This is a genomic window from Pontivivens marinum (genome assembly GCF_900231835.1).
Classification (GTDB): Bacteria; Pseudomonadota; Alphaproteobacteria; order Rhodobacterales; family Rhodobacteraceae; genus Pontivivens; species Pontivivens marinum.
The window spans coordinates 274,647-293,059 of the sequence record NZ_OCTN01000003.1 but is presented as its reverse complement, the minus strand read 5'-3'; the positions used below and the strand labels follow the sequence as shown (position 1 = coordinate 293,059).

Below are 18,413 nucleotides of genomic sequence, written 5' to 3'. Positions count from 1 at the left end.
GCTTTTTCGCGTGGCAACTGAAACGGACGGTTCCGCACGACACCCTGTCGTTTGGATCAAAAGGGAACACGGTGCGGCGTGATCATATCACGCTAATGCCGGGACTGCCCCCGCAACTGTAGGCGGAGAATCTGTTTGTATATGCCACTGGCCACACTCGGCTGGGAAGGTTCAGACAGGTGATGACCCGCAAGTCAGGAGACCTACCGTCATCCCCTTCGCAAGGCGAACCGAGGGGGTACAAAATCGGGCCATGGCCCTGCACCAAACGCCGTCGGGTGAGACGGTCATATAAGGAATTTAACGATGCATATCGAACCAGGCCTCGTGGATGGCGCAAAGATCGGGTTGAGCTACGCAACCGCGGCGGGCGCATCCGTTTATGCGGCAAAGCTGACATGGAACACACTGCTTGAAAGCGGCCCTGTCGCGCTGATCGTGCGTGCCGCCATCGCAACTGTCGCAGTGTTCGTGTTCTTCGAGCTGCTGCCGCATTTCGCGGTCGGAGTGTCCGAGGTTCACTTCATCCTCGGCTCCAGCTTGTTCCTGATCCTTGGCGCGGCACCTGCTGCGATTGGTCTGGCAATGGGGTTGCTGTTGCAGGGTGTTCTGCTGGCGCCCAGCGATCTGCCGCAATATGCGATGAACGTAACCACGCTGCTGGTGCCGCTATTTGCGTTGCAGGCCATTGCGAACCGGATCATCGCGCCAAACACGGCCTATGTTGACCTGAGCTATAAGCAGGTTCTGGCGCTGTCCACGTCGTTTCAGGCGGGAACAGTTGCATGGGTCGCATTCTGGGCGATCTATGGTCAGGGCGTTGGCGCTGAAAACCTGGCCAGCGTGCTGGCATTTGGTGCGGCCTATATGAGCGTGGTTCTGATCGAGCCTGTTCTGGACCTTGGCCTGCTGGCCGGTGCAAAGGCGATGCGCGATAACAAGCTGTTCACGCCCCGCCTGCACAACGCGGCCTGATCTGATCCAATTTGAATTGAGGGCGCGGTTCCTGCGGGGGCCGCGCCTTTCGTAAAGGGGGCCCCATGATCGACCTGATGTTGATCGGTATTGGCACCGGAAATCCCGAGCATGTTACGGCTGAGGCTGCGCGCCTGCTGGCCAGTGCGGATCTGGTTCTGATCCCTGAAAAAGGTGAGGATAAATCCGATCTGGCGCAGGTTCGGCGGCAAATTTGCGGGTCTATCCTGACGGATTCGACGCGGGTTGTGTCCTTTGATCTGCCGGTGCGGGATGAGGCAACGCCGGATTACCTCGCGCGTGTCGGGGATTGGCATTATGCGATCGCGCAGATTTGGGCGCGGGAAATCCGCTCCAATCTGGACGGCAGCGGTAAGGTTGCCTTCCTCGTCTGGGGTGATCCGTCGTTATATGACAGCACCCTGCGCATCGCGGAGCGGGTCGCATCGGTGATGCCGCTGCGGGTTAAGGTCGTGCCGGGCATCACCAGTTTGCAGGCTCTCACCGCGGCTCATGCCATTCCGGTGAATGATCTGGGTAAGCCGTTTACGGTGACCACGGGCCGCCAATTGCGCGATCATGGCTGGCCCGATGGTGTCGATACGATTGCCGTGATGCTGGACGGGCAGTGCAGTTTTCAGGGGCTGGCCCCAGATGGCGTGCATATCTGGTGGTCCGGCTATGCGGGCATGCACAACGAAATCAATCTGTCCGGTCCGCTGGAGGACACCGCCCCGCGCATTCTGGCCGCCCGCGCCGCTGCCCGCGCGCAACATGGCTGGATTATGGACATTTATCTGATGCGTCGTCAGGCGCAGGTAGGAGAAATCAATGACTGAGAATACCGAAGCAGACGCCCGTCACGCTGAAAAGATGCGCAAAATCAAAGCTGCGCGTGACAAAATGATGGAGAGCAAGACAGAGGAAAAGGGCCTCGTCATGGTGCATACCGGACCGGGTAAGGGGAAATCCTCGTCCGGGTTTGGCATGATTATGCGCTGCATCGCCCACGAGATGCCCTGCGCGGTTGTGCAGTTTATCAAGGGGAACTGGGAAACCGGTGAGCGGACCTTCCTGCGGGAACGGTTTGCTGATGAGTGCAAATTCGTTGTCTCGGGTGAAGGGTTCACATGGGAAACACAGGATCGCGCCCGTGATGTGGCCGCAGCGCAGGCTGGTTGGGAAAAGGCGAAGGAGCTGATCCTCGACCCTGCAATCCAGTTTGTCATGTTGGACGAGATCAATATCGCGCTGCGCTATGATTATCTGGATATTGACGAGGTCGTGGATTTCCTGCTGACCCAAAAACCGCACATGACCCATGTTTTGCTAACGGGCCGTAATGCCAAGCCTGAATTGATCGAGGCGGCTGATCTGGTGACGGAGATGACCCTAGTCAAACATCCGTTCCGCGATGGGATCAAGGCGCAGGTCGGCGTCGAATTCTAGGCCCCAAACAAACGCGCGGCAGGGTTTCCCCCGCCGCGCGTGTTGTGTTCATGTGATTGCGGTCACTTCGGACCGACAAAGAACCAGATAATAAATCCGATCACTGGCAGTAGTAGAACCAGCAGAACCCACAGAACTTTAGTTCCGGCGCTGGCGCCGGAGCCGATGATTTTAATAAGAGCCCAGAGCCATAGTCCGAGCCAGATTATTCCAAGAAGAAATTCCATTTTAAATACTGTCCGTCTAATTGCTTTGATGCCTAGACAACATCGCGACGGGGTAAATGGTTCCCTTTTTTATGATGATTTAGCGTATGCGCGCTTCGGACGTGGCGTCAAACAGCATCGCGCAGGCCGGATCGAAGGTGACGCCGACGGTGCCGCTGGTGTCGTTGCGCCCGCTTTCGCGTGCCTCGACGACCAAGCGTTCTCCTGTTGCGGCGTCCAGATACAGATAGGACACGCCGCCCAGATGTTCGGTGATGTCGCAGGTCAGCGGGCCGACGGCCGTGATTTCCATGTCCTGTGGGCGAACGCCTAGCGTCACAGGGGTTCCTTCAGCGGGCATTGCGGCGACGGTGACGGGAATGGTTTGGTCGATGGCGGGGACATGCACGCCTGCATTTGTCACCGTGCCGTTCAGGAAGTTCATAGCGGGCGAACCGATGAAACCCGCGACGAATTTGTTGTCGGGATCATCATAGAGGTGCAGCGGGCTGCCCACTTGCTCGATATATCCCTTGCGCAGCACGACGATTTTATCGGCGAGGGTCATCGCCTCCACCTGATCGTGGGTCACATAGATCATCGTGGCGCCGATGGTTTTGTGCAGTTGTGCGATTTCCACTCGCATCTCGACCCGCAATTCCGCGTCGAGGTTGGACAGTGGTTCGTCAAACAGGAACACATCCGGGTCGCGGACGATGGCGCGGCCAATGGCGACGCGCTGACGCTGACCGCCCGATAGGGCCTTTGGTTTGCGCGACAGGTATTCGTCAAGTTTCAGGATGCGGGATGCCTCAGCGACCTTTGCCTTGATCTCCGCCTTGGGGTGGCCGTTCATTTTCAGGCCGAAGCCCATGTTCTCCTCAACGGTCATGTGCGGGTACAGGGCGTAGGTCTGGAACACCATGGCGACGCCGCGCTCTGCCGGATCCTCATGGGTGACATCGGTGCCTGCAATGTCGATGCGGCCGCCGGTTGTTTCCTCCAGCCCTGCGATCATGCGCAGCAATGTGGATTTACCGCAGCCCGAAGGCCCGACGAAAACGCAGAATTCGCCATTTGCGATTTCCAGATCAACACCGTGAATCACCTGGGTTTCCCCGTATTTCTTGATGACGTCGGTAAGGGTGACTCCGTGCATTTTGGTGCTCCTTCAGGCGATAACAGTGTTGATCGGCAGGGATAATCCAGTTGCGTCGCGCGCAATGGCGGATGCGGTGGCGTGCAGATCAGGTGCGAAACGTTCTAGATCGGTAAGGCTGTGTCGTAGGGTCGAGGACGTGATCGACATCGCGCCCAGCGGGCGTTGCGTTGCGTCCAGGATCGGCACGGCGATGCAGATGATCGTCGGCTCGTGCTCCTCGCGGTCAAAGGAAATGCCGGTGCGTCTGATATCGGGCAGTTCGTTGCGCAGGCTGTCGGGCGTGGTGTGGGTATGTTCGGTGTGTCCAAACCAGCTTTGCTGGCTGAGCGCGCGGGCGAGCTCTGCCTCGGGCAGATAGGCCAGCATCGCCTTGCCTACGCCGGTGCAGTAGCCCGGCCCGATTTTACCTGCATCCGAAAACATCGAGATCGGGCGCGTCGCGTTCCGCTTGTCGATATATAGAACCTGTCCGCCGTCCAGCTGGGCAAGGTGAACCGTTTCGCCCAGCTTTGCCGACAGCGCATCCAGATGCGGACGGGCAACGGGGGCCAAGGTTACTTGTCGCCATGCGGAGTGGGCCAGTTGCACCAATCGCAGGCCCGGTTGATAGGTCGAGCGTTCCTCATCATAGCTGAGCATCCGCTGATTCGTCAGCGTTTGCAGTAGCCGGTACAGCGTCGCCTTGGGCATGTCGCTGACCTGCTGAACCTCGACAAAGCGCACGGGCCGACCAAAGCCAACCACCATGTCGAGCAGGCCCAATGCCTTGCCCACAGTTCCGTCCGTATGTCCGGCGCTCACGCTGTTTCTCCCTGATCTGCGAGGTGATGCTTTGCCACCTCGTCGGATATTGGTCGTCGATTTCGTTGACAACGCTACTGTGTCTCGGCATAGTTTTCAATAATCAAAACTAAGTTTCAATATGTGGAACAACTTTCGGGAGGAATGTTTATGTTCACACTATCTGGCCCTCTGGCTAAATCCTTGATCACAGTGGCAGCGAGCGCTGTTGTGGCCACGTCTGCCTTTGCGCAAACTGACGGCGAATCGCTGACCGGCGATCTGCGGATTTTCCTCGACACATCCAATCCGGCGCCCCGGGCGACGATGGAAGCGATGATCGCGGAATTTCAGGAGATGAACCCTGAGCTGAACATCGAGACGAACGTCATCGATCGTGAAGCATACAAAACCCAGATCCGTAACTTCTTGACCGCAAACGCGCCGGATGTTGCGACTTGGTATGCAGGTAACCGCATGTTGCCATTCGTTGAGGCGGGCCTGTTCGAGGACGTTTCCGATCTGTGGGATGACGAGATGAGCGAAGCGCTCGCCTCGACCAAGCCATCCATGACCATTGACGGCGCACAGTGGGGCGTTCCCTACACCTACTACCAGTGGGGCGTTTACTACCGTGAGGACATCTTTGCCGATCTGGGTCTGGGTGAGCCGACAACTTGGGACGAATTCCTGAACGTCATCAACGTTCTGAACGAGAACGACATCGACCCTGTCACCATCGGCACCAAGTTCCTGTGGACCGCTGGCGGATGGTTCGACTACCTGAACCTGCGTCAGAACGGTTACGAGTTCCACATGGACCTGACCAATGGTGAGGTCGCGTGGACCGACCAGCGCGTGCGCGACACCTTCGCGCGTTGGGGTGAGTTGCTGGAGGCGGATACCTTTATCGACAACCACGCGGCGTATTCCTGGCAGGAGGCACTGCCCTTCATGGTCAACGGCGATGCGGCAATGTACCTGATGGGCAACTTCGCGGTTGCGCCTCTGCGTGAAGCTGGCCTGAGCGATGACCAGATCGGGTTCTTCCAGTTCCCCGAGATCACCGAAGGCATCCCGATGGCTGAGGACGCGCCCACGGATACGTTCCACATCCCCGCTCAGGCGGAGAACAAGGACAATGCGCGCGCATTCCTGCGGTTCGTTGCATCCGCTGATGTTCAGTCGGAAATCAACTCCGGTGCGAATCTGGGCCAGTTGCCAGTCAACGCCAACTCGACCGTTGATGATGACAAGTTCCTGAACGAGGGCTTTGAAATGCTGTCCAATGCATCCGCACTGGCGCAATTCTTTGACCGCGATGCCCCTGCCGAGGTTGCAGCCGCTGCAATGGAAGGTTTCCAGCAGTTCATGGTGCAGCCAGAGCAGCTCGACAACATCCTCGACCGGTTGGAGCGTGTACGTCAGCGCGTGAACGGCGGCTAATCCCCGCCTGTAAGTATGCGGAGCGCGCGGAGGGCCAGTTCGCGTGATCCGGATGAGGCTGCGTTTCGGCGCAGCCTCTGCTTTACCCCTCCCCGCACCTAAGGGGAGGGGACCCCACCCCAGCCAGAGGTGATGTCGATGACCAGCTCCAAATCAAATCGTAGCTATTGGAAGCGTAATCAAATCGCGATTACCCCGTGGCTGTTCCTATTGCCCGCAATGATCATGTTCGCCCTGTATGTGGTGTGGCCGATCGTGCAGAGCTTTAACCTGTCCCTGTATCGTTGGGATGGTTTGGGCGAAGCCCGCTATATCGGCATGCAAAACTACGAGGAGCTTTGGTACGACGACGCCTTCTACACCTCGCTGTGGAACAACGTGCTGTGGCTGGTTCTGTACCTGCTGGCGATCCCTGCGGGATTGCTGATCGCGATTTTCCTGAACCAGAACGTGCGCGGCATCCGAATTTACAAGTCGCTGTTCTTCTTTCCCTTCGTGATTTCACAGGTCGTTGTCGGTCTGGTGTTTACGTGGTTCTACGACCCGTCCTTTGGTCTGCTGAATATCGTGCTGGGTTGGGTTGGGTTGGGGCCAATTGCGGTTCTGGCGAATAACGAGATTGCGACCTACGGCATTATCGCGGCGGGCCTGTGGCCACAGACCGCATATTGCATGATCCTGTATCTGACCGGCCTGAACGCCGTTGACCCCGAGCAGATCGAGGCCGCGCGTCTGGATGGTGCCAAGGGCGGCAAGATGCTGTGGTATGTGATCCTGCCCCAATTGCGCCCTGCGACCTTTATCGCCTTTGTGGTGACGGTGATCGGCGCCCTGCGATCCTTTGACCTTGTGTCGATCATGACCGATGGCGGGCCGTTCGGGTCCACCCGTGTTCTGGCCTTCTATATGTTCGAGGTCGCGTTGAGCGAATATGGGTTCCGCATGGGATATGGCGCTGCGATTGCGGTGGTTCTGTTCCTTATCATGCTGATCTACATCTCTTATTTCCTGATCAAAATGTATCGCGACGAGCGGGGGGTCTGAACTATGTTTCCTACACCAGTTGAAAAACTCTCACCCGCGGCGCGCACCGGCTATCAGGTTGCACTGCCATTCGTGATGGTTCTGTGGCTGCTGCCGCTGATCGCGGTTATGATGATTTCGGTCCGGTCCGCCAATGATTTTACCATTGGTAATTACTGGGGCTGGCCGACCGAATGGAACCTGATCGAGAATTACAGTCTGGTCTTTACCGGATCGTCCATGCCGCAATACCTGCTGAACTCGGTCTTCATCACCGTGCCTACGGTGATTGGCGTGCTGGTGTTGAGCTGCATGACCGGCTTTGCGCTGGGGATTTATAAGTTCCGGTTCAACATGGTGATCTTCTTCATGTTCATCGCGGGCAATTTTGTGCCGTTCCAGATTTTGATGGTGCCGGTGCGGGATCTGACGCTGGATATGGGGATATATGACACCAAGCTGGGCCTGGTTCTGTTCCATATCGCGTTCCAGACTGGGTTCTGCACGCTGTTCATGCGCAACTTTATCAAGGCCCTGCCCCGTGAATTGATCGAGGCCGCACGGGTTGAGGGTGTTAGCGAGCTGCGCATCTTCTGGTACGTGGTTCTGCCGCTGATGCGTCCGGCGATTGCTGCGCTAGCGGTGCTGATCTTTACCTTTATCTGGAACGATTATTTCTGGGCGATCGTGCTGACACAGGGCGCTGAATCGCAGCCGGTGACGGCGGGGATTACCTCGTTCAACGCGCAATATCGTGCGGCCTATCATTTGATGAGCGCGGGTTCCGTTGTTGCCGCCTTGCCGCCCGTGCTGATGTTTTTCCTGATGCAAAAGCACTTCATCGCGGGTCTGACGTTGGGGGCCGTGAAGTAAATGATTAAATGTTGGCGACTGGATACGGCCACTTCCACACTTGTGCTTGTCAGTGAGAATGATCGCCTGCCGCAGATCATCCACTGGGGCGGGCGCCTGCCGGATGGGGAAAGCCTGATCGCCCTGTGGCGTGCAGGGATGAGTGACGTGACGGGCGGCATGCTGGATGAGCGTCCGCAACTGACGGTTTGTCCAATGCGTGAGGACGTCACCCCCGCCGCGATGGGATGTGACGTTGATCTACGCCTGCGATTGACCTCGGTTCAGGAGGATGCGCAGCGCTTGGAACTGCGGTTCGCTGATGGCGATGCGGAATATGTGCTGGATATCGCCGTTGATCCAGAGACGGAGGTTTTCACCCTGAACGCGCGGTTGCGCGGTGTCGAGGCCGGTTGGCTGACCGCGCCCGCCTTTCCCGTACCGCCGTCCAGCGAACATTTCGTTACCTATGGTGGCAAATGGATCGGTGAGTTTCAGGAAAAGCAGGTCGCATGGACCACTGGCGCCTACACGCGTGAGGTTCGCGATGGCCGCACCAGTCATGAGGCCTTTCCCGGCGTTCTGATCCCCTGTGGCGGGGATGAGGTCATCGCCGCCCATCTGGGGATGAGCTGCGGCCATCGCTTTGTAGCGGAGCAACTGCCCGATGGCCGGCGGCAGGTGCAATTCGGTCCGATGCTTGGGGGCATTGCGGGTGAGGTGACGGCGGGGCCGCTCTACCTCACCCGATCCCAAGAGGGGATTGATGGCATTACCAAGCGGCTGCACGCGCATTTCCGTAAGCATATCATGGTGCTGGCCGATCCATCGCGCCCGCGCCCCGTGCATTACAATTGCTGGGAGGCCGTGTATTTCGATCACGATCCGAAACAGCTATGCGATATTGCGACCCGTGCTGCTGCCTTGGGCGCGGAGCGGTTTGTGCTGGATGATGGCTGGTTCGGGCGGCGGGATGATGACACGACCTCGCTGGGCGATTGGGTCATTGATCCACGCAAATGGCCGGATGGTCTAGCGCCGTTTATTCAGCATGTGCAGGCTGCGGGCATGACTTTTGGCATCTGGTTCGAGCCTGAAATGGTGAACCCCGCCAGTGATCTGTACCGCGCGCATCCCGACTGGGTGCTGGGCGGGTTGGATCAACCGCTGGGGCGCAACCAATTGGTGCTGGATATGAGCAAGCCCGAGGTTTGCGATTATCTGTTTGCGCGGATCGACGCTGTGCTGACGGCCTATGATATCGACTATATCAAGTGGGACCATAACCGCGTTCTGCCGTTCCCCGATCATCGCCAAGCATCCGCAAACTATGCCCTGATCGACCGCCTGCGCGCCGCGCATCCGACGGTGGAGATTGAGAGCTGCTCCTCCGGCGGTGGCCGCATCGACTGGGGTATTTTGCAGCGAACGTCCCGCGTTTGGCTGAGCGACAGCAATGATGCGCTGGAGCGGATGCGCATTCAGTATATGGCCGCGCCATGGTTGCCGCCTGAAATCACCGGCAGCCATGTTGGACCGCGCGAATGCCATACCTCGCACCGGATTTTGCCGATGGAGTTGCGGGCTTGGGTCGCGGCACAGCGCAGCTTCGGGTTCGAAATGGATTTGGCGGAATTAACGCCTGACGAAACCAAAACTCTGACCCGTGTGACAGCGTGGTGGAAGGATAATCGCGACTGGCTGCATCATGGCACATTGCACCGTATCCCCACCCGCGATCCTGAGCAATTCGCAGAGATGATCGTTAGCGCCGATCGCAGCCGCTTTGCGGTTTGGGTCGGGCAACGTGGCGCGCCGGTGGATGTTCTGCCGGACAGGTTGCGCTTGTCCGGTTTGGGCGATGCGAATTACAAGGTCCGGCGTATCTCCGCCTTTGATGGCGGGTGGCTGTCGCGTGGCGAAAACGCGCTGAAAACAACTGAAATTCAACTATCTGGCACGGCTTTGATGGCATTCGGTGTGCAAACACCTGTGCTGACGCCTGCCTCCATATTCGTCCTCGAAGGAGAAGCAGTATGACTGAGAAAAAACGCCGCAGTCAGAACTGGTACGGCAAGCTGGACAAGGATGGATTTATCCATCGGTCCTGGATGAAAAATCAGGGGTTTCCTGACCACGCCTTTGATGGTCGCCCGATCATCGGCATCTGTAATACTTGGTCTGAACTGACGCCCTGCAATAGCGGCTTGCGCGTCTTGGCTGAGGCAGTGAAGCGCGGCGTGTGGGAGGCCGGTGGCTTTCCCGTCGAGTTCCCTGTGATGTCGCTGGGCGAAACCCAGATGAAGCCGACGGCGATGCTGTTCCGGAACCTGCTGGCGATGGATGTTGAGGAATCGATCCGCGCCTATGGTATCGATGGTGTTGTCCTGTTGGGCGGTTGTGACAAGACGACGCCGGGTCAATTGATGGGTGCTGCCTCGGTCGATTTGCCGACGATTGTTGTGTCCTCGGGTCCGATGCTGAACGGCAAATGGCAGGGGCGTGATATCGGGTCCGGCACAGATGTTTGGCGGTTCTCGGAGGATGTGCGTGCTGGTGATATGACGCTATCCGACTTTATGGCCGCTGAATCGGGGATGAGCCGCTCGGCGGGCGTGTGCATGACGATGGGCACGGCGTCCACCATGGCCAGCTTGGTTGAGGCGATGGGCATGTGCCTGCCCACCAATGCGGCATTGCCTGCCGTGGATGCCCGCCGCACCGCGCTAGCCCATCTGACCGGTAAGCGCATTGTGGAGATGGTGGACGAGGATCTGACCATGTCCAAAGTCGTGACCAAGGCGAATTTCGAGAACGCTATTCTGGCCAATGCGGCTGTTGGCGGGTCCACCAATGCGGTTGTTCACCTGCTGGCCATGGCGGGCCGGATGGAGATTGACCTGAGCCTTGAGGATTTCGAGATCGGTGGCGAAATCCCGTTGCTGGTCAACTGCATGCCGTCGGGTAAATACCTGATGGAGGATTTCTGCTACGCGGGCGGCATGCCTGTAGTACTCAAGGAACTGGGCGCCCATATCCGCCCTGCAAATACCGTGCTGGGCAAGGATATTTCGGCCTTCAGCGAAGGTGCCGAATGTTTCAACCGCGATGTGATCTACGCCTATGACACGCCACTGAAACCGGCGGCGGGTCTGCGGGTGCTGCGCGGGAACCTCGCGCCGGACGGGGCGATTATCAAGCCGTCCGCCGCCTCGGACCACCTGTTGGCGCATGAGGGCGTCGCCCATGTTTTCGAGACGATCGAGGATATGAAGGCCACCATCGACGATCCTGATCTGCCCGTAGATGCAAACACAATGCTGGTGCTAAAGGGCGCAGGGCCAAAGGGGTATCCCGGCATGCCCGAGGTTGGAAACATGCCGATCCCTGGTAAGCTGGTTAAGGAAGGCGTGCGCGACATGGTCCGCATTTCTGACGGCCGGATGAGCGGCACCGCCTTCGGCACCGTTGTTCTGCATGTCAGCCCTGAAAGCACGGCGGGTGGCAATCTGGCCTTGGTCCAAACCGGTGATCGCATTCGCTTAGATGCAAAAGCAGGCGCGCTGGAACTGTTGGTAGATGATGCCATTCTGGCCGAGCGTCGCGCCGCACGGGTAGAGCCCGCGCCGCATTACACGCGCGGCTATGCCAAGCTCTATATCGACCATGTATTGCAGGCGCATCAGGGCGCCGATCTCGATTTTCTAGTGGGGCGTGATACCCGCCTCGTCACGCGGGAGAGCCACTAATGACCCAATTTGCGACGTTCCACGATCTGGCCGGTAAATCTGTTTTCATCACGGGCGGTGGTGCCGGCATCGGTGCCAGCCTGACGGATGGATTTATGGCGGCTGGTGCCTCGGTCAGCTTTGTCCAACGCTCGGACGCGACCGGTTTTTGTGATGAGATGGAGGCAAAGCACGGCACGCGCCCCCATTTCATGAAATGCGATATCACCGATGTGGACCTGCTAAAGGCGTGCATGGATGAGGGCGCCGCGAAATTCGGCCCCATCACCGTGCTGGTCAACAATGCGGCCAACGATACCCGTCACGATACGCTGGGCTATTCGGTCGAGGATTGGGACTGGAACCACGCGGTAAACCTGCGGCCCCATTTCTTTACCGCGCAACATGCGGTGCCTGGAATGCGCGCGGCGGGGGGCGGTGCGATCATCAACTTCTCGTCCGCCTCCTATGGCATGGGGAATGCGGGCTATCCCGCCTATGTCGCGTCCAAGGCGGCGATCCTTGGCCTGACCCGCGCCCATGCGCGTGAATTCGGGCCGGATAAAATCCGCGTTAATGCGCTGGTTCCCGGTTGGGTTCTGACCGAACGGCAGATGGAGTTATGGGCGACCGAGGACGGCCTGCGCGAACATCTGGCGGGCCAATGCCTGAAGGAACATCTGGTGCCACAGGATATCGTTGATGCGACGCTGTTCCTCGCGTCCAATGCCAGCCGTATGATGACGGCACAGGCAATGGTCGTTGATGGGGGCGTGGTGTTCACAGGATGATCCGGGCCGATTGGATAGCAGCCGATTGGGGCACGTCTAACCTGCGGGTCTGGGCGATGCAGGGCCGTGAAATTCTGGCCGAGGCATCCTCGGATGCGGGTATGAACACGCTGGCCCGTGATGAGTTCGAGGGCGCGCTGCTGGCGTTGATCTCTGACTGGATCGACGGGCCGACAGATGTGATCGCCTGCGGTATGGTCGGGTCACGACAGGGTTGGACCGAGGCGAAATATCAGCCCGTTCCGTGCAAACCGGCGGGCCACATGGTGGCTGCGCCAACGCAGGACTCGCGCCTGAACGTGCGAATTTTGTCGGGCGTATCACAGGCGACGCCAGCCGATGTCATGCGGGGCGAGGAAACGCAAATTGCCGGTTTCCTTGTGCAAAATCCCGATTTCGACGGGGTTCTGTGCATGCCCGGCACGCATACCAAATGGGCGCGGATCAGCGCGGGTGAGTTGTGCCACTTCGCAACCGCCATGACGGGTGAGATGTTCCAATTGCTGTCGGAACGCTCTGTCTTGCGACATTCCATGGGGGACGGCTGGGATGATGCGGCCTTCCTTGCCGGACTGGATGAAACGCTGTCGCGTCCTGAACGGATTGCGACATCGCTGTTCAGCCTGCGCGCATCCGGCCTGCTGAATGGTGAGGACGGTGCCGCCGCACGCGCCCGCCTCTCCGGTCTGTTGCTGGGGGCCGAACTGGCCGCGATGAAGCCCTATTGGCTGGGGCAGGAGGTCGCGCTGATCGGCGCGACGAAGTTGAACGAAATCTATCAGTCGGCACTGGCAACGGTCGGGTTGACCGTACGTGCATTTGACGGAACAGAGATGGTCCTTGCCGGATTGGCAGGGGCACGGGAGGCATTATGAGACATCTGATCGCTATTCTGCGTGGCGTAGAACCACATGAGGCCGCGGCCATGGCCGAGGTCTTGGTCGATGCGGGGATCACACGGATCGAGGTGCCGTTGAACTCACCCGATCCGCTGACCTCCATCCGCAATATGATTGCGGCCGTTGGCGATCGCGCGGAACTGGGTGCCGGAACCGTTCTGACGACCAAGGACGTGGCGGCGGTCAAGGAAACCGGTGCCACCTTTGTCGTGTCGCCCAATTGCGATGTGCAGGTGATCCGCTGCACGAAAACACTGGGCATGGCGTCCTATCCGGGTGTGTTCACGCCCAGCGAGTGCTTCGATGCCCTGAAAACCGGCGCTGATGCGTTGAAGCTGTTTCCGGCAGGCATGGCGGGCACGGACGGGCTAAAGGCGATGCGGGCGATCCTGCCTGCGGGCACCTTGGTATATGCTGTTGGCGGTGCTGATGCCTCGAATTTCGCGGAGTGGGCTGCGGCCAGCGCTGATGGATTTGGCCTCGGTTCCTCTCTGTTCAAACCGGGGATGGGCGTCGCAGATGTGGCAGAGCGGGCCGCGATAACCGTTGCCGCCTATGACGAGGTCTATAATGGCTGAACTGTTCGACCCACGGCTGTGCCAGTTGGGCGAGGGGCCGCTATGGCATCCGGCGCGGGATGAGCTGTTCTGGTTCGATATTCTGAGCAACCGGCTTTACACCCCATCGCGTGAATGGAGCTTTGATCGTGCCCATTCCGCGGCGGGCTGGATTGATGCGGATACCATGCTGATTGCGTCCGATACGGCGCTGTGGAGTTTTGACATTGAGAGCGGCACCCGCACGCATGTTGCGCCACTGGAGGCGGAAAACCCGCTGACGCGCTCCAATGACGGTCGTGCGGATATGCAGGGCGGATTCTGGATCGGCACAATGGGATGGAACGCAGAGCAGGGCGCAGGCGCGATCTATCGCTACTATCGCGGTGAGCTGCGCCAATTATTTGGCGGCATCACCATCAGTAACTCGATCTGCTTTTCGCCGGATGGAACCCGCGCCTATTTCGCGGATACCGCCGCTGATACGATCTGGACCTGTGCGCTAGACGCGCAGGGCTGGCCCATTGGTGAACGGCAGGTTTTCGTTGGCGATGTGCCGGGCTGTGATGGCGCGATTTGCGATGGTGATGGCTATATCTGGTCGGCCCGTTGGGGCATCGGGCAGGTGGTACGCCATGCGCCTCATGGCGGTGTCGATCATATCGAGCATGTGCCCGCCCCGCAGGTGACATGCCCCGCATTGACGCCCGATGGCGTTTTATATGCGACGACGGCCTATGACGGGCTTGATCTTGCTGCGCTTGAGGCTGCTCCGTTATCAGGGGCTGTATTCCGTATTTGTGAGGGCGTGCCAGCGCGCGTCGAACCGAGGGTAATTTTGTGAAACCAGAGCTTGGCGTTTGCTACTATCCCGAACATTGGCCCGAGGCGCAGTGGGCGGACGACGCGGCCCAAATGGTCGAAACCGGCCTGTCATGGGTGCGCATCGGTGAATTCGCATGGTCGCGGATCGAACCGAATGAGGGCGATTTGCGGTGGGATTGGCTGGATCGCGCCGTTGAAACACTGGGCGCGGCGGGGCTGAAGGTCGTGATGGGAACCCCCACGGCGACCCCTCCACGGTGGGTTTGTGAAAAGCATCCGGACATGTTTGCCTTGGACGAGCAGGGGCATGTGCGTGGCTTTGGTTCGCGCCGTCACTATTGCTTTAGCCACGATGGTTATCGGGCTGAGGCTGTACGCATTACCCGTCTGATGGGCGAACGATACGGCGCTGATCCTCGTGTCGCTGCATGGCAGATCGACAATGAATATGGCTGCCACGATACTGTGGTCAGCTATTCCGATGCGGCCCGCACTGCGTTTCGCAATTGGCTGTCCGAGAAATACGGCCAGATTGATGCGCTCAACACGGCATGGGGGAATATCTTTTGGTCTATGGAATACCGCCATTATGGTGAGGTGTTCCTGCCCAATCTGACCGTGACGGAACCGAATCCCAGCCATGTTCTGGATTTCATGCGGTTCAGCTCGGATCAGGTGGTGGCCTTTAACCGCGCGCAGGCCGATGTGCTGCGCGAACTGACCGATACGCCGCTGATCCATAACTATATGGGCCGCACCGTGGAATTCGATCATTTCGCGGTAGGTGAGGATCTGGATATTGCCAGTTGGGACAGCTACCCGCTGGGCTTTCTGGAGGATCGCTCGGACCGTGGTGAGGATTGGAAACGTCGCTTCGCCCGCGCTGGCGATCCCGATTTTCAGGCCTTTCACCATGATATTTACCGCGCCGTGGGTAAGGGGCGTTGGTGGATTATGGAGCAGCAGCCCGGTCCGGTGAACTGGGCGCCGCATAATCCCGACCCCGCCGCCGGAATGCCACGGCTATGGGCGTGGGAGGCGTTTGCCCATGGGGCCGAGGCGGTTTTGTATTTCCGTTGGCGTCAGGCCCCCATGGCGCAGGAACAACTGCATGCGGGCCTGTTGCGGCCTGACAGCGTTGCCGCGCCCGCCTTGGCCGAGGCAGCGCAGGTCGCATCCGAAATGGCAGGGATGGAGATTGAAACGGGCACTGCCCCGATCGGTCTGGTCTTTGATTACGAGAGCGCATGGGCGTGGAAGGCACAGCCGCAGGGCGCGGAATTCGACTATTTCCGCCTTGTATTCGATTTCTACCGTGGCTTGCGCCGCTTGGGGTTGAGCGTGGATATCGTGCCGCGCGATTGCACCGACCTTAGCCCGTGGAAAATGGTCGTGGTCCCCGGATTGCTGCATTGGGGTGGGCTGAGCGATGCCTTGGCCACCTATGAGGGCGTTGTGGTTGCGGGGCCGCGTACAGGCTCGAAAACCGCTGATATGCAAATCCCGCTGCCCATGGGGCCAAACATGAACGGTGTTGAGGCCACAGTTGCGCGGGTCGAAAGCCTGCGCGGGGATATGTCCGTTCCGCTGGCCGAGGGCGGTGCCTATCAGTTCTGGCGCGAGGTGTTGGAGGGCGACACGCTGGAACTGTCCGAGGATGGCATCCCCGCGCGCGTCGGATCAGCGCAGCGGCAATATCTGGGCGGTTGGCCGGATGATGACGCGATGCACCGCATTCTGGGGCAGGCGGCTGAAAAAGCTGGTCTGGAGGTTCTGGACCTACCCGAAGGGCTGCGCATTCGCGACGCTGGTCAGTGGCGCTTTGCCATCAACTATGCCGATCATGACTGGAAGCTGGGCAAGCACATCACGGGCGCACCAACGGGCCGGATTGCGCCCCATGATGTCAGTTGGTGGCTGCGCTAGGGTCTATTCCTCGTCCAAGGCATATTTTTCGCGCAGCATTTCCAGCGCCTTAACCATGCCGTACTGGGTTTCGAGTTGCAGTCGCTCCTCGTCCCGCCGCCGGAACTCATCGATCAGGTCATCGCAAACTTCTGCATGACCCAATTCGTTGAGCCCGCGGCGGGCGAGGACCAGTGCGCTTTCAAATGTTTCGCGGATCACGAATTCAGCACCGGCCGCCCGCATCAGGTTTTCGGAAAACCGGTCATAGGTGTTGGCGAAGATACGCAGGTCAGGAAAGCGTTCGCGCAGTTTCTCAACCGTTTCCACCGCGCCGCTGCGATCATTGATGCAGAGAAACAGCATATCCGCATCCGCCGCGCCCGCACTTTCCAGAATGTCCAAGCGGCGTGCATCGCCGAAATAGATGCGCGTGCCAAAGGTTTCCGCGATGCGAATACGCCGTGGCGAATTGTCGATGATGGTCACTTCGATCCCGCGCATACGCAGCAGCCGCGCCACGATCTGTCCGACGCGGCCAAAACCGGCGATGATCACGCGGCTTTCCTCGGACGCCTCTGGCCCGTCCATGCCGTCGGTATCCTCCTCCGCCTCGCTGCGCGCGATGCGCCAATCGGCCAGCGCCAATGCAGCGGGGGTGACAACCATGGACAGGGTAACGATGGCGGACAGGATCGCGGGGATCGTGCCGCTCATGATGCCGGCAGCGGTGGCCAGCGATACCATGACAAAGGCAAACTCACCGCCCTGACCGATGGTGGCCGAAATGCGCAGCGCGTCGTCATGGGGCGATTTGAACAGGCGGGCGAGCGCGTAGAGGATGATACCCTTCGCGGCGAACAGGCCAAAGGCGCCGCCGATCACGATCCACCAATTGGCGATAATCAGCGACCAGTCCAGCGTCATGCCAAAGCCCATGAAGAACAGGCCCAGCAGCAACCCGCGAAACGGCTCGATATCGGTTTCTAACTGGTGTCGAAACTCGCTCTCAGCCAGCAAAACCCCAGCGATAAACGCGCCAAGCGCCATGGACAGCCCCGCAACATCCATCAGTAGCGCCGCACCGATCACCAAAAACAGCGCGGCGGAGAGGAATAGCTCATTTGAACCCGTCGCCGCGATAACGCGGAAAAACGGATGGATCAGATAGCGGATGGCAACATATAGCGCGACCACTGCGCCAATAGCGATGCCGCCCTGCGTCCACATGTTCCCCTCCATCGTCGTGGCAGGGCCAAGGAAGGCAACCAGCGTGAACAGCGGAACAATGGCGAGATCCTGCGCCAAGAGGATGGAAAACGTGCGGTCACCATAGGGGGCGGTCAGGTCCTGCTTCTCTCGCAAAATCTGCACGCCAAACGCGGTTGAGCTCAACGCAAGCGCGCCACCAGCGACAATCGCAACCGATGTGGGTAGTCCCACCAGAATGCAGAAACCGGCAATCGCCGCGCCGCTGATCACGATTTGCAGCGTTCCAAGCCCGAAAATATCGGATCGCAACCGCCATAACCGCGCGGGTTTTAGCTCGAGCCCGATAATGAACAGCAGCAGGACAACGCCAAATTCAGCGAAATGCAAAATGCCATCAACGTCACGGAACAGGCCCAACCCATAGGGGCCGATCACCGCGCCAGCCGCCAGATAGCCAAGCACAGAGCCGAGTCCCAGCCGCTTGAACAGCGGAACGGCCAGCAAGGCAGAACCTAGAAAAATTGCAGCAGACATCAGTAGCGGGTCAGAAGCAGCCTCCGTGGCCATAGGACCCTCCTGCTGATGGGGTATTGCGCCCCGTCA

The 18,413-nt window shown here is 59.1% G+C and carries 17 protein-coding genes and 1 riboswitch; of the genes, 13 read left to right on the top strand and 4 right to left on the bottom strand.

The window, feature by feature from the left end:
• The first annotated feature begins 10 nt into the window (after window positions 1-10).
• Window positions 11-225, top strand: a riboswitch (cobalamin riboswitch).
• An 81-nt stretch (window positions 226-306) separates the two neighbouring features.
• The 3 genes from CR254_RS10490 (at window position 307) to cobO (ending at window position 2,424) form a co-directional block, all read left to right on the top strand.
• Entirely contained in the window at window positions 307-975 is a 669-nt protein-coding gene (locus CR254_RS10490; protein ID WP_097929803.1) for an energy-coupling factor ABC transporter permease, read from the top strand.
• Window positions 976-1,040: 65 nt separating this feature from the next.
• On the top strand, window positions 1,041-1,814 hold the full coding sequence (gene cobF / locus CR254_RS10485; protein ID WP_097929802.1) for a precorrin-6A synthase (deacetylating): 774 nt from the start codon (window positions 1,041-1,043) through the stop codon (window positions 1,812-1,814).
• Entirely contained in the window at window positions 1,807-2,424 is a 618-nt protein-coding gene (cobO, locus tag CR254_RS10480; RefSeq protein WP_097929801.1) for a cob(I)yrinic acid a,c-diamide adenosyltransferase, read from the top strand. Before cobF ends, cobO begins: the two co-directional genes overlap by 8 nt.
• 62 nt (window positions 2,425-2,486) lie before the next feature.
• Here the strand turns inward: cobO and CR254_RS10475 are convergent, their stop codons facing one another.
• From CR254_RS10475 to CR254_RS10465, 3 genes are all read right to left on the bottom strand, one after another.
• The gene (locus tag CR254_RS10475; RefSeq protein WP_097929800.1) at window positions 2,487-2,651 is read right to left on the bottom strand and encodes a PLDc N-terminal domain-containing protein; all 165 of its coding nucleotides are present in this window, start codon (window positions 2,649-2,651) and stop codon (window positions 2,487-2,489) included.
• A 79-nt stretch (window positions 2,652-2,730) separates the two neighbouring features.
• Window positions 2,731-3,789, bottom strand: coding sequence for an ABC transporter ATP-binding protein (locus tag CR254_RS10470; protein ID WP_097929799.1), 1,059 nt, complete (start codon window positions 3,787-3,789; stop codon window positions 2,731-2,733).
• A 12-nt stretch (window positions 3,790-3,801) separates the two neighbouring features.
• Window positions 3,802-4,593 carry an IclR family transcriptional regulator gene (locus tag CR254_RS10465; RefSeq protein WP_281252994.1) on the bottom strand — a complete coding sequence of 264 codons (792 nt, stop codon included), beginning with the start codon at window positions 4,591-4,593 and terminating at the stop codon, window positions 3,802-3,804.
• Between the two features lie 150 nt (window positions 4,594-4,743).
• Between CR254_RS10465 and CR254_RS10460 the strand changes: the two genes are divergently transcribed.
• From CR254_RS10460 to CR254_RS10415, 10 genes are all read left to right on the top strand, one after another.
• Window positions 4,744-6,018 carry an ABC transporter substrate-binding protein gene (locus tag CR254_RS10460; protein ID WP_097929798.1) on the top strand — a complete coding sequence of 425 codons (1,275 nt, stop codon included), beginning with the start codon at window positions 4,744-4,746 and terminating at the stop codon, window positions 6,016-6,018.
• Window positions 6,019-6,156: 138 nt separating this feature from the next.
• The gene (locus CR254_RS10455; RefSeq protein ID WP_425440265.1) at window positions 6,157-7,062 is read left to right on the top strand and encodes a carbohydrate ABC transporter permease; all 906 of its coding nucleotides are present in this window, start codon (window positions 6,157-6,159) and stop codon (window positions 7,060-7,062) included.
• Window positions 7,063-7,065: 3 nt separating this feature from the next.
• Window positions 7,066-7,914, top strand: coding sequence for a carbohydrate ABC transporter permease (locus tag CR254_RS10450; RefSeq protein ID WP_097929796.1), 849 nt, complete (start codon window positions 7,066-7,068; stop codon window positions 7,912-7,914).
• Window positions 7,915-9,933, top strand: a complete 2,019-nt coding sequence (locus tag CR254_RS10445) for an alpha-galactosidase (RefSeq protein ID WP_097929795.1) — start codon at window positions 7,915-7,917, stop codon at window positions 9,931-9,933.
• Complete coding sequence (locus CR254_RS10440; RefSeq protein WP_097929794.1) at window positions 9,930-11,642, top strand: IlvD/Edd family dehydratase; 1,713 nt, start codon at window positions 9,930-9,932, stop codon at window positions 11,640-11,642. The genes CR254_RS10445 and CR254_RS10440 overlap by 4 nt, the downstream gene beginning before the upstream one ends.
• Complete coding sequence (locus CR254_RS10435; RefSeq protein WP_097929793.1) at window positions 11,642-12,412, top strand: SDR family NAD(P)-dependent oxidoreductase; 771 nt, start codon at window positions 11,642-11,644, stop codon at window positions 12,410-12,412. The genes CR254_RS10440 and CR254_RS10435 overlap by 1 nt, the downstream gene beginning before the upstream one ends.
• Window positions 12,409-13,287 (top strand): 2-dehydro-3-deoxygalactonokinase, encoded by an 879-nt coding sequence (locus CR254_RS10430; protein ID WP_097929792.1) that lies wholly within the window; start codon window positions 12,409-12,411, stop codon window positions 13,285-13,287. Before CR254_RS10435 ends, CR254_RS10430 begins: the two co-directional genes overlap by 4 nt.
• A complete protein-coding gene (locus CR254_RS10425; protein WP_180955969.1) occupies window positions 13,281-13,889 on the top strand; it encodes a 2-dehydro-3-deoxy-6-phosphogalactonate aldolase in 609 nt (202 codons plus the stop codon). The genes CR254_RS10430 and CR254_RS10425 overlap by 7 nt, the downstream gene beginning before the upstream one ends.
• Window positions 13,882-14,712: an SMP-30/gluconolactonase/LRE family protein gene (locus CR254_RS10420; RefSeq protein ID WP_245851558.1), complete on the top strand. Its 831-nt coding sequence runs from the start codon at window positions 13,882-13,884 to the stop codon at window positions 14,710-14,712. Before CR254_RS10425 ends, CR254_RS10420 begins: the two co-directional genes overlap by 8 nt.
• Entirely contained in the window at window positions 14,709-16,619 is a 1,911-nt protein-coding gene (locus CR254_RS10415; protein ID WP_097929789.1) for a beta-galactosidase, read from the top strand. Before CR254_RS10420 ends, CR254_RS10415 begins: the two co-directional genes overlap by 4 nt.
• A 3-nt stretch (window positions 16,620-16,622) precedes the next feature.
• Here the strand turns inward: CR254_RS10415 and CR254_RS10410 are convergent, their stop codons facing one another.
• Window positions 16,623-18,377 carry a monovalent cation:proton antiporter-2 (CPA2) family protein gene (locus CR254_RS10410; protein WP_097929788.1) on the bottom strand — a complete coding sequence of 585 codons (1,755 nt, stop codon included), beginning with the start codon at window positions 18,375-18,377 and terminating at the stop codon, window positions 16,623-16,625.
• Window positions 18,378-18,413: the final 36 nt, after the last annotated feature.

Bases quoted from the DNA above. Each gene is read 5' to 3' on its own strand.
- CR254_RS10435 (WP_097929793.1), top strand. From the start codon at position 11,642: ATGACCCAATTTGCGACGTTCCACGATCTGGCCGGTAAATCTGTTTTC.
- CR254_RS10445 (WP_097929795.1), top strand. From the start codon at position 7,915: ATGATTAAATGTTGGCGACTGGATACGGCCACTTCCACACTTGTGCTT.
- CR254_RS10460 (WP_097929798.1), top strand. From the start codon at position 4,744: ATGTTCACACTATCTGGCCCTCTGGCTAAATCCTTGATCACAGTGGCA.
- CR254_RS10475 (WP_097929800.1), bottom strand. From the start codon at position 2,651: ATGGAATTTCTTCTTGGAATAATCTGGCTCGGACTATGGCTCTGGGCT.
- CR254_RS10430 (WP_097929792.1), top strand. From the start codon at position 12,409: ATGATCCGGGCCGATTGGATAGCAGCCGATTGGGGCACGTCTAACCTG.
- CR254_RS10410 (WP_097929788.1), bottom strand. From the start codon at position 18,377: ATGGCCACGGAGGCTGCTTCTGACCCGCTACTGATGTCTGCTGCAATT.
- CR254_RS10450 (WP_097929796.1), top strand. From the start codon at position 7,066: ATGTTTCCTACACCAGTTGAAAAACTCTCACCCGCGGCGCGCACCGGC.
- cobO (WP_097929801.1), top strand. From the start codon at position 1,807: ATGACTGAGAATACCGAAGCAGACGCCCGTCACGCTGAAAAGATGCGC.
- CR254_RS10440 (WP_097929794.1), top strand. From the start codon at position 9,930: ATGACTGAGAAAAAACGCCGCAGTCAGAACTGGTACGGCAAGCTGGAC.
- cobF (WP_097929802.1), top strand. From the start codon at position 1,041: ATGATCGACCTGATGTTGATCGGTATTGGCACCGGAAATCCCGAGCAT.
- CR254_RS10455 (WP_425440265.1), top strand. From the start codon at position 6,157: ATGACCAGCTCCAAATCAAATCGTAGCTATTGGAAGCGTAATCAAATC.
- CR254_RS10470 (WP_097929799.1), bottom strand. From the start codon at position 3,789: ATGCACGGAGTCACCCTTACCGACGTCATCAAGAAATACGGGGAAACC.
- CR254_RS10490 (WP_097929803.1), top strand. From the start codon at position 307: ATGCATATCGAACCAGGCCTCGTGGATGGCGCAAAGATCGGGTTGAGC.
- CR254_RS10420 (WP_245851558.1), top strand. From the start codon at position 13,882: ATGGCTGAACTGTTCGACCCACGGCTGTGCCAGTTGGGCGAGGGGCCG.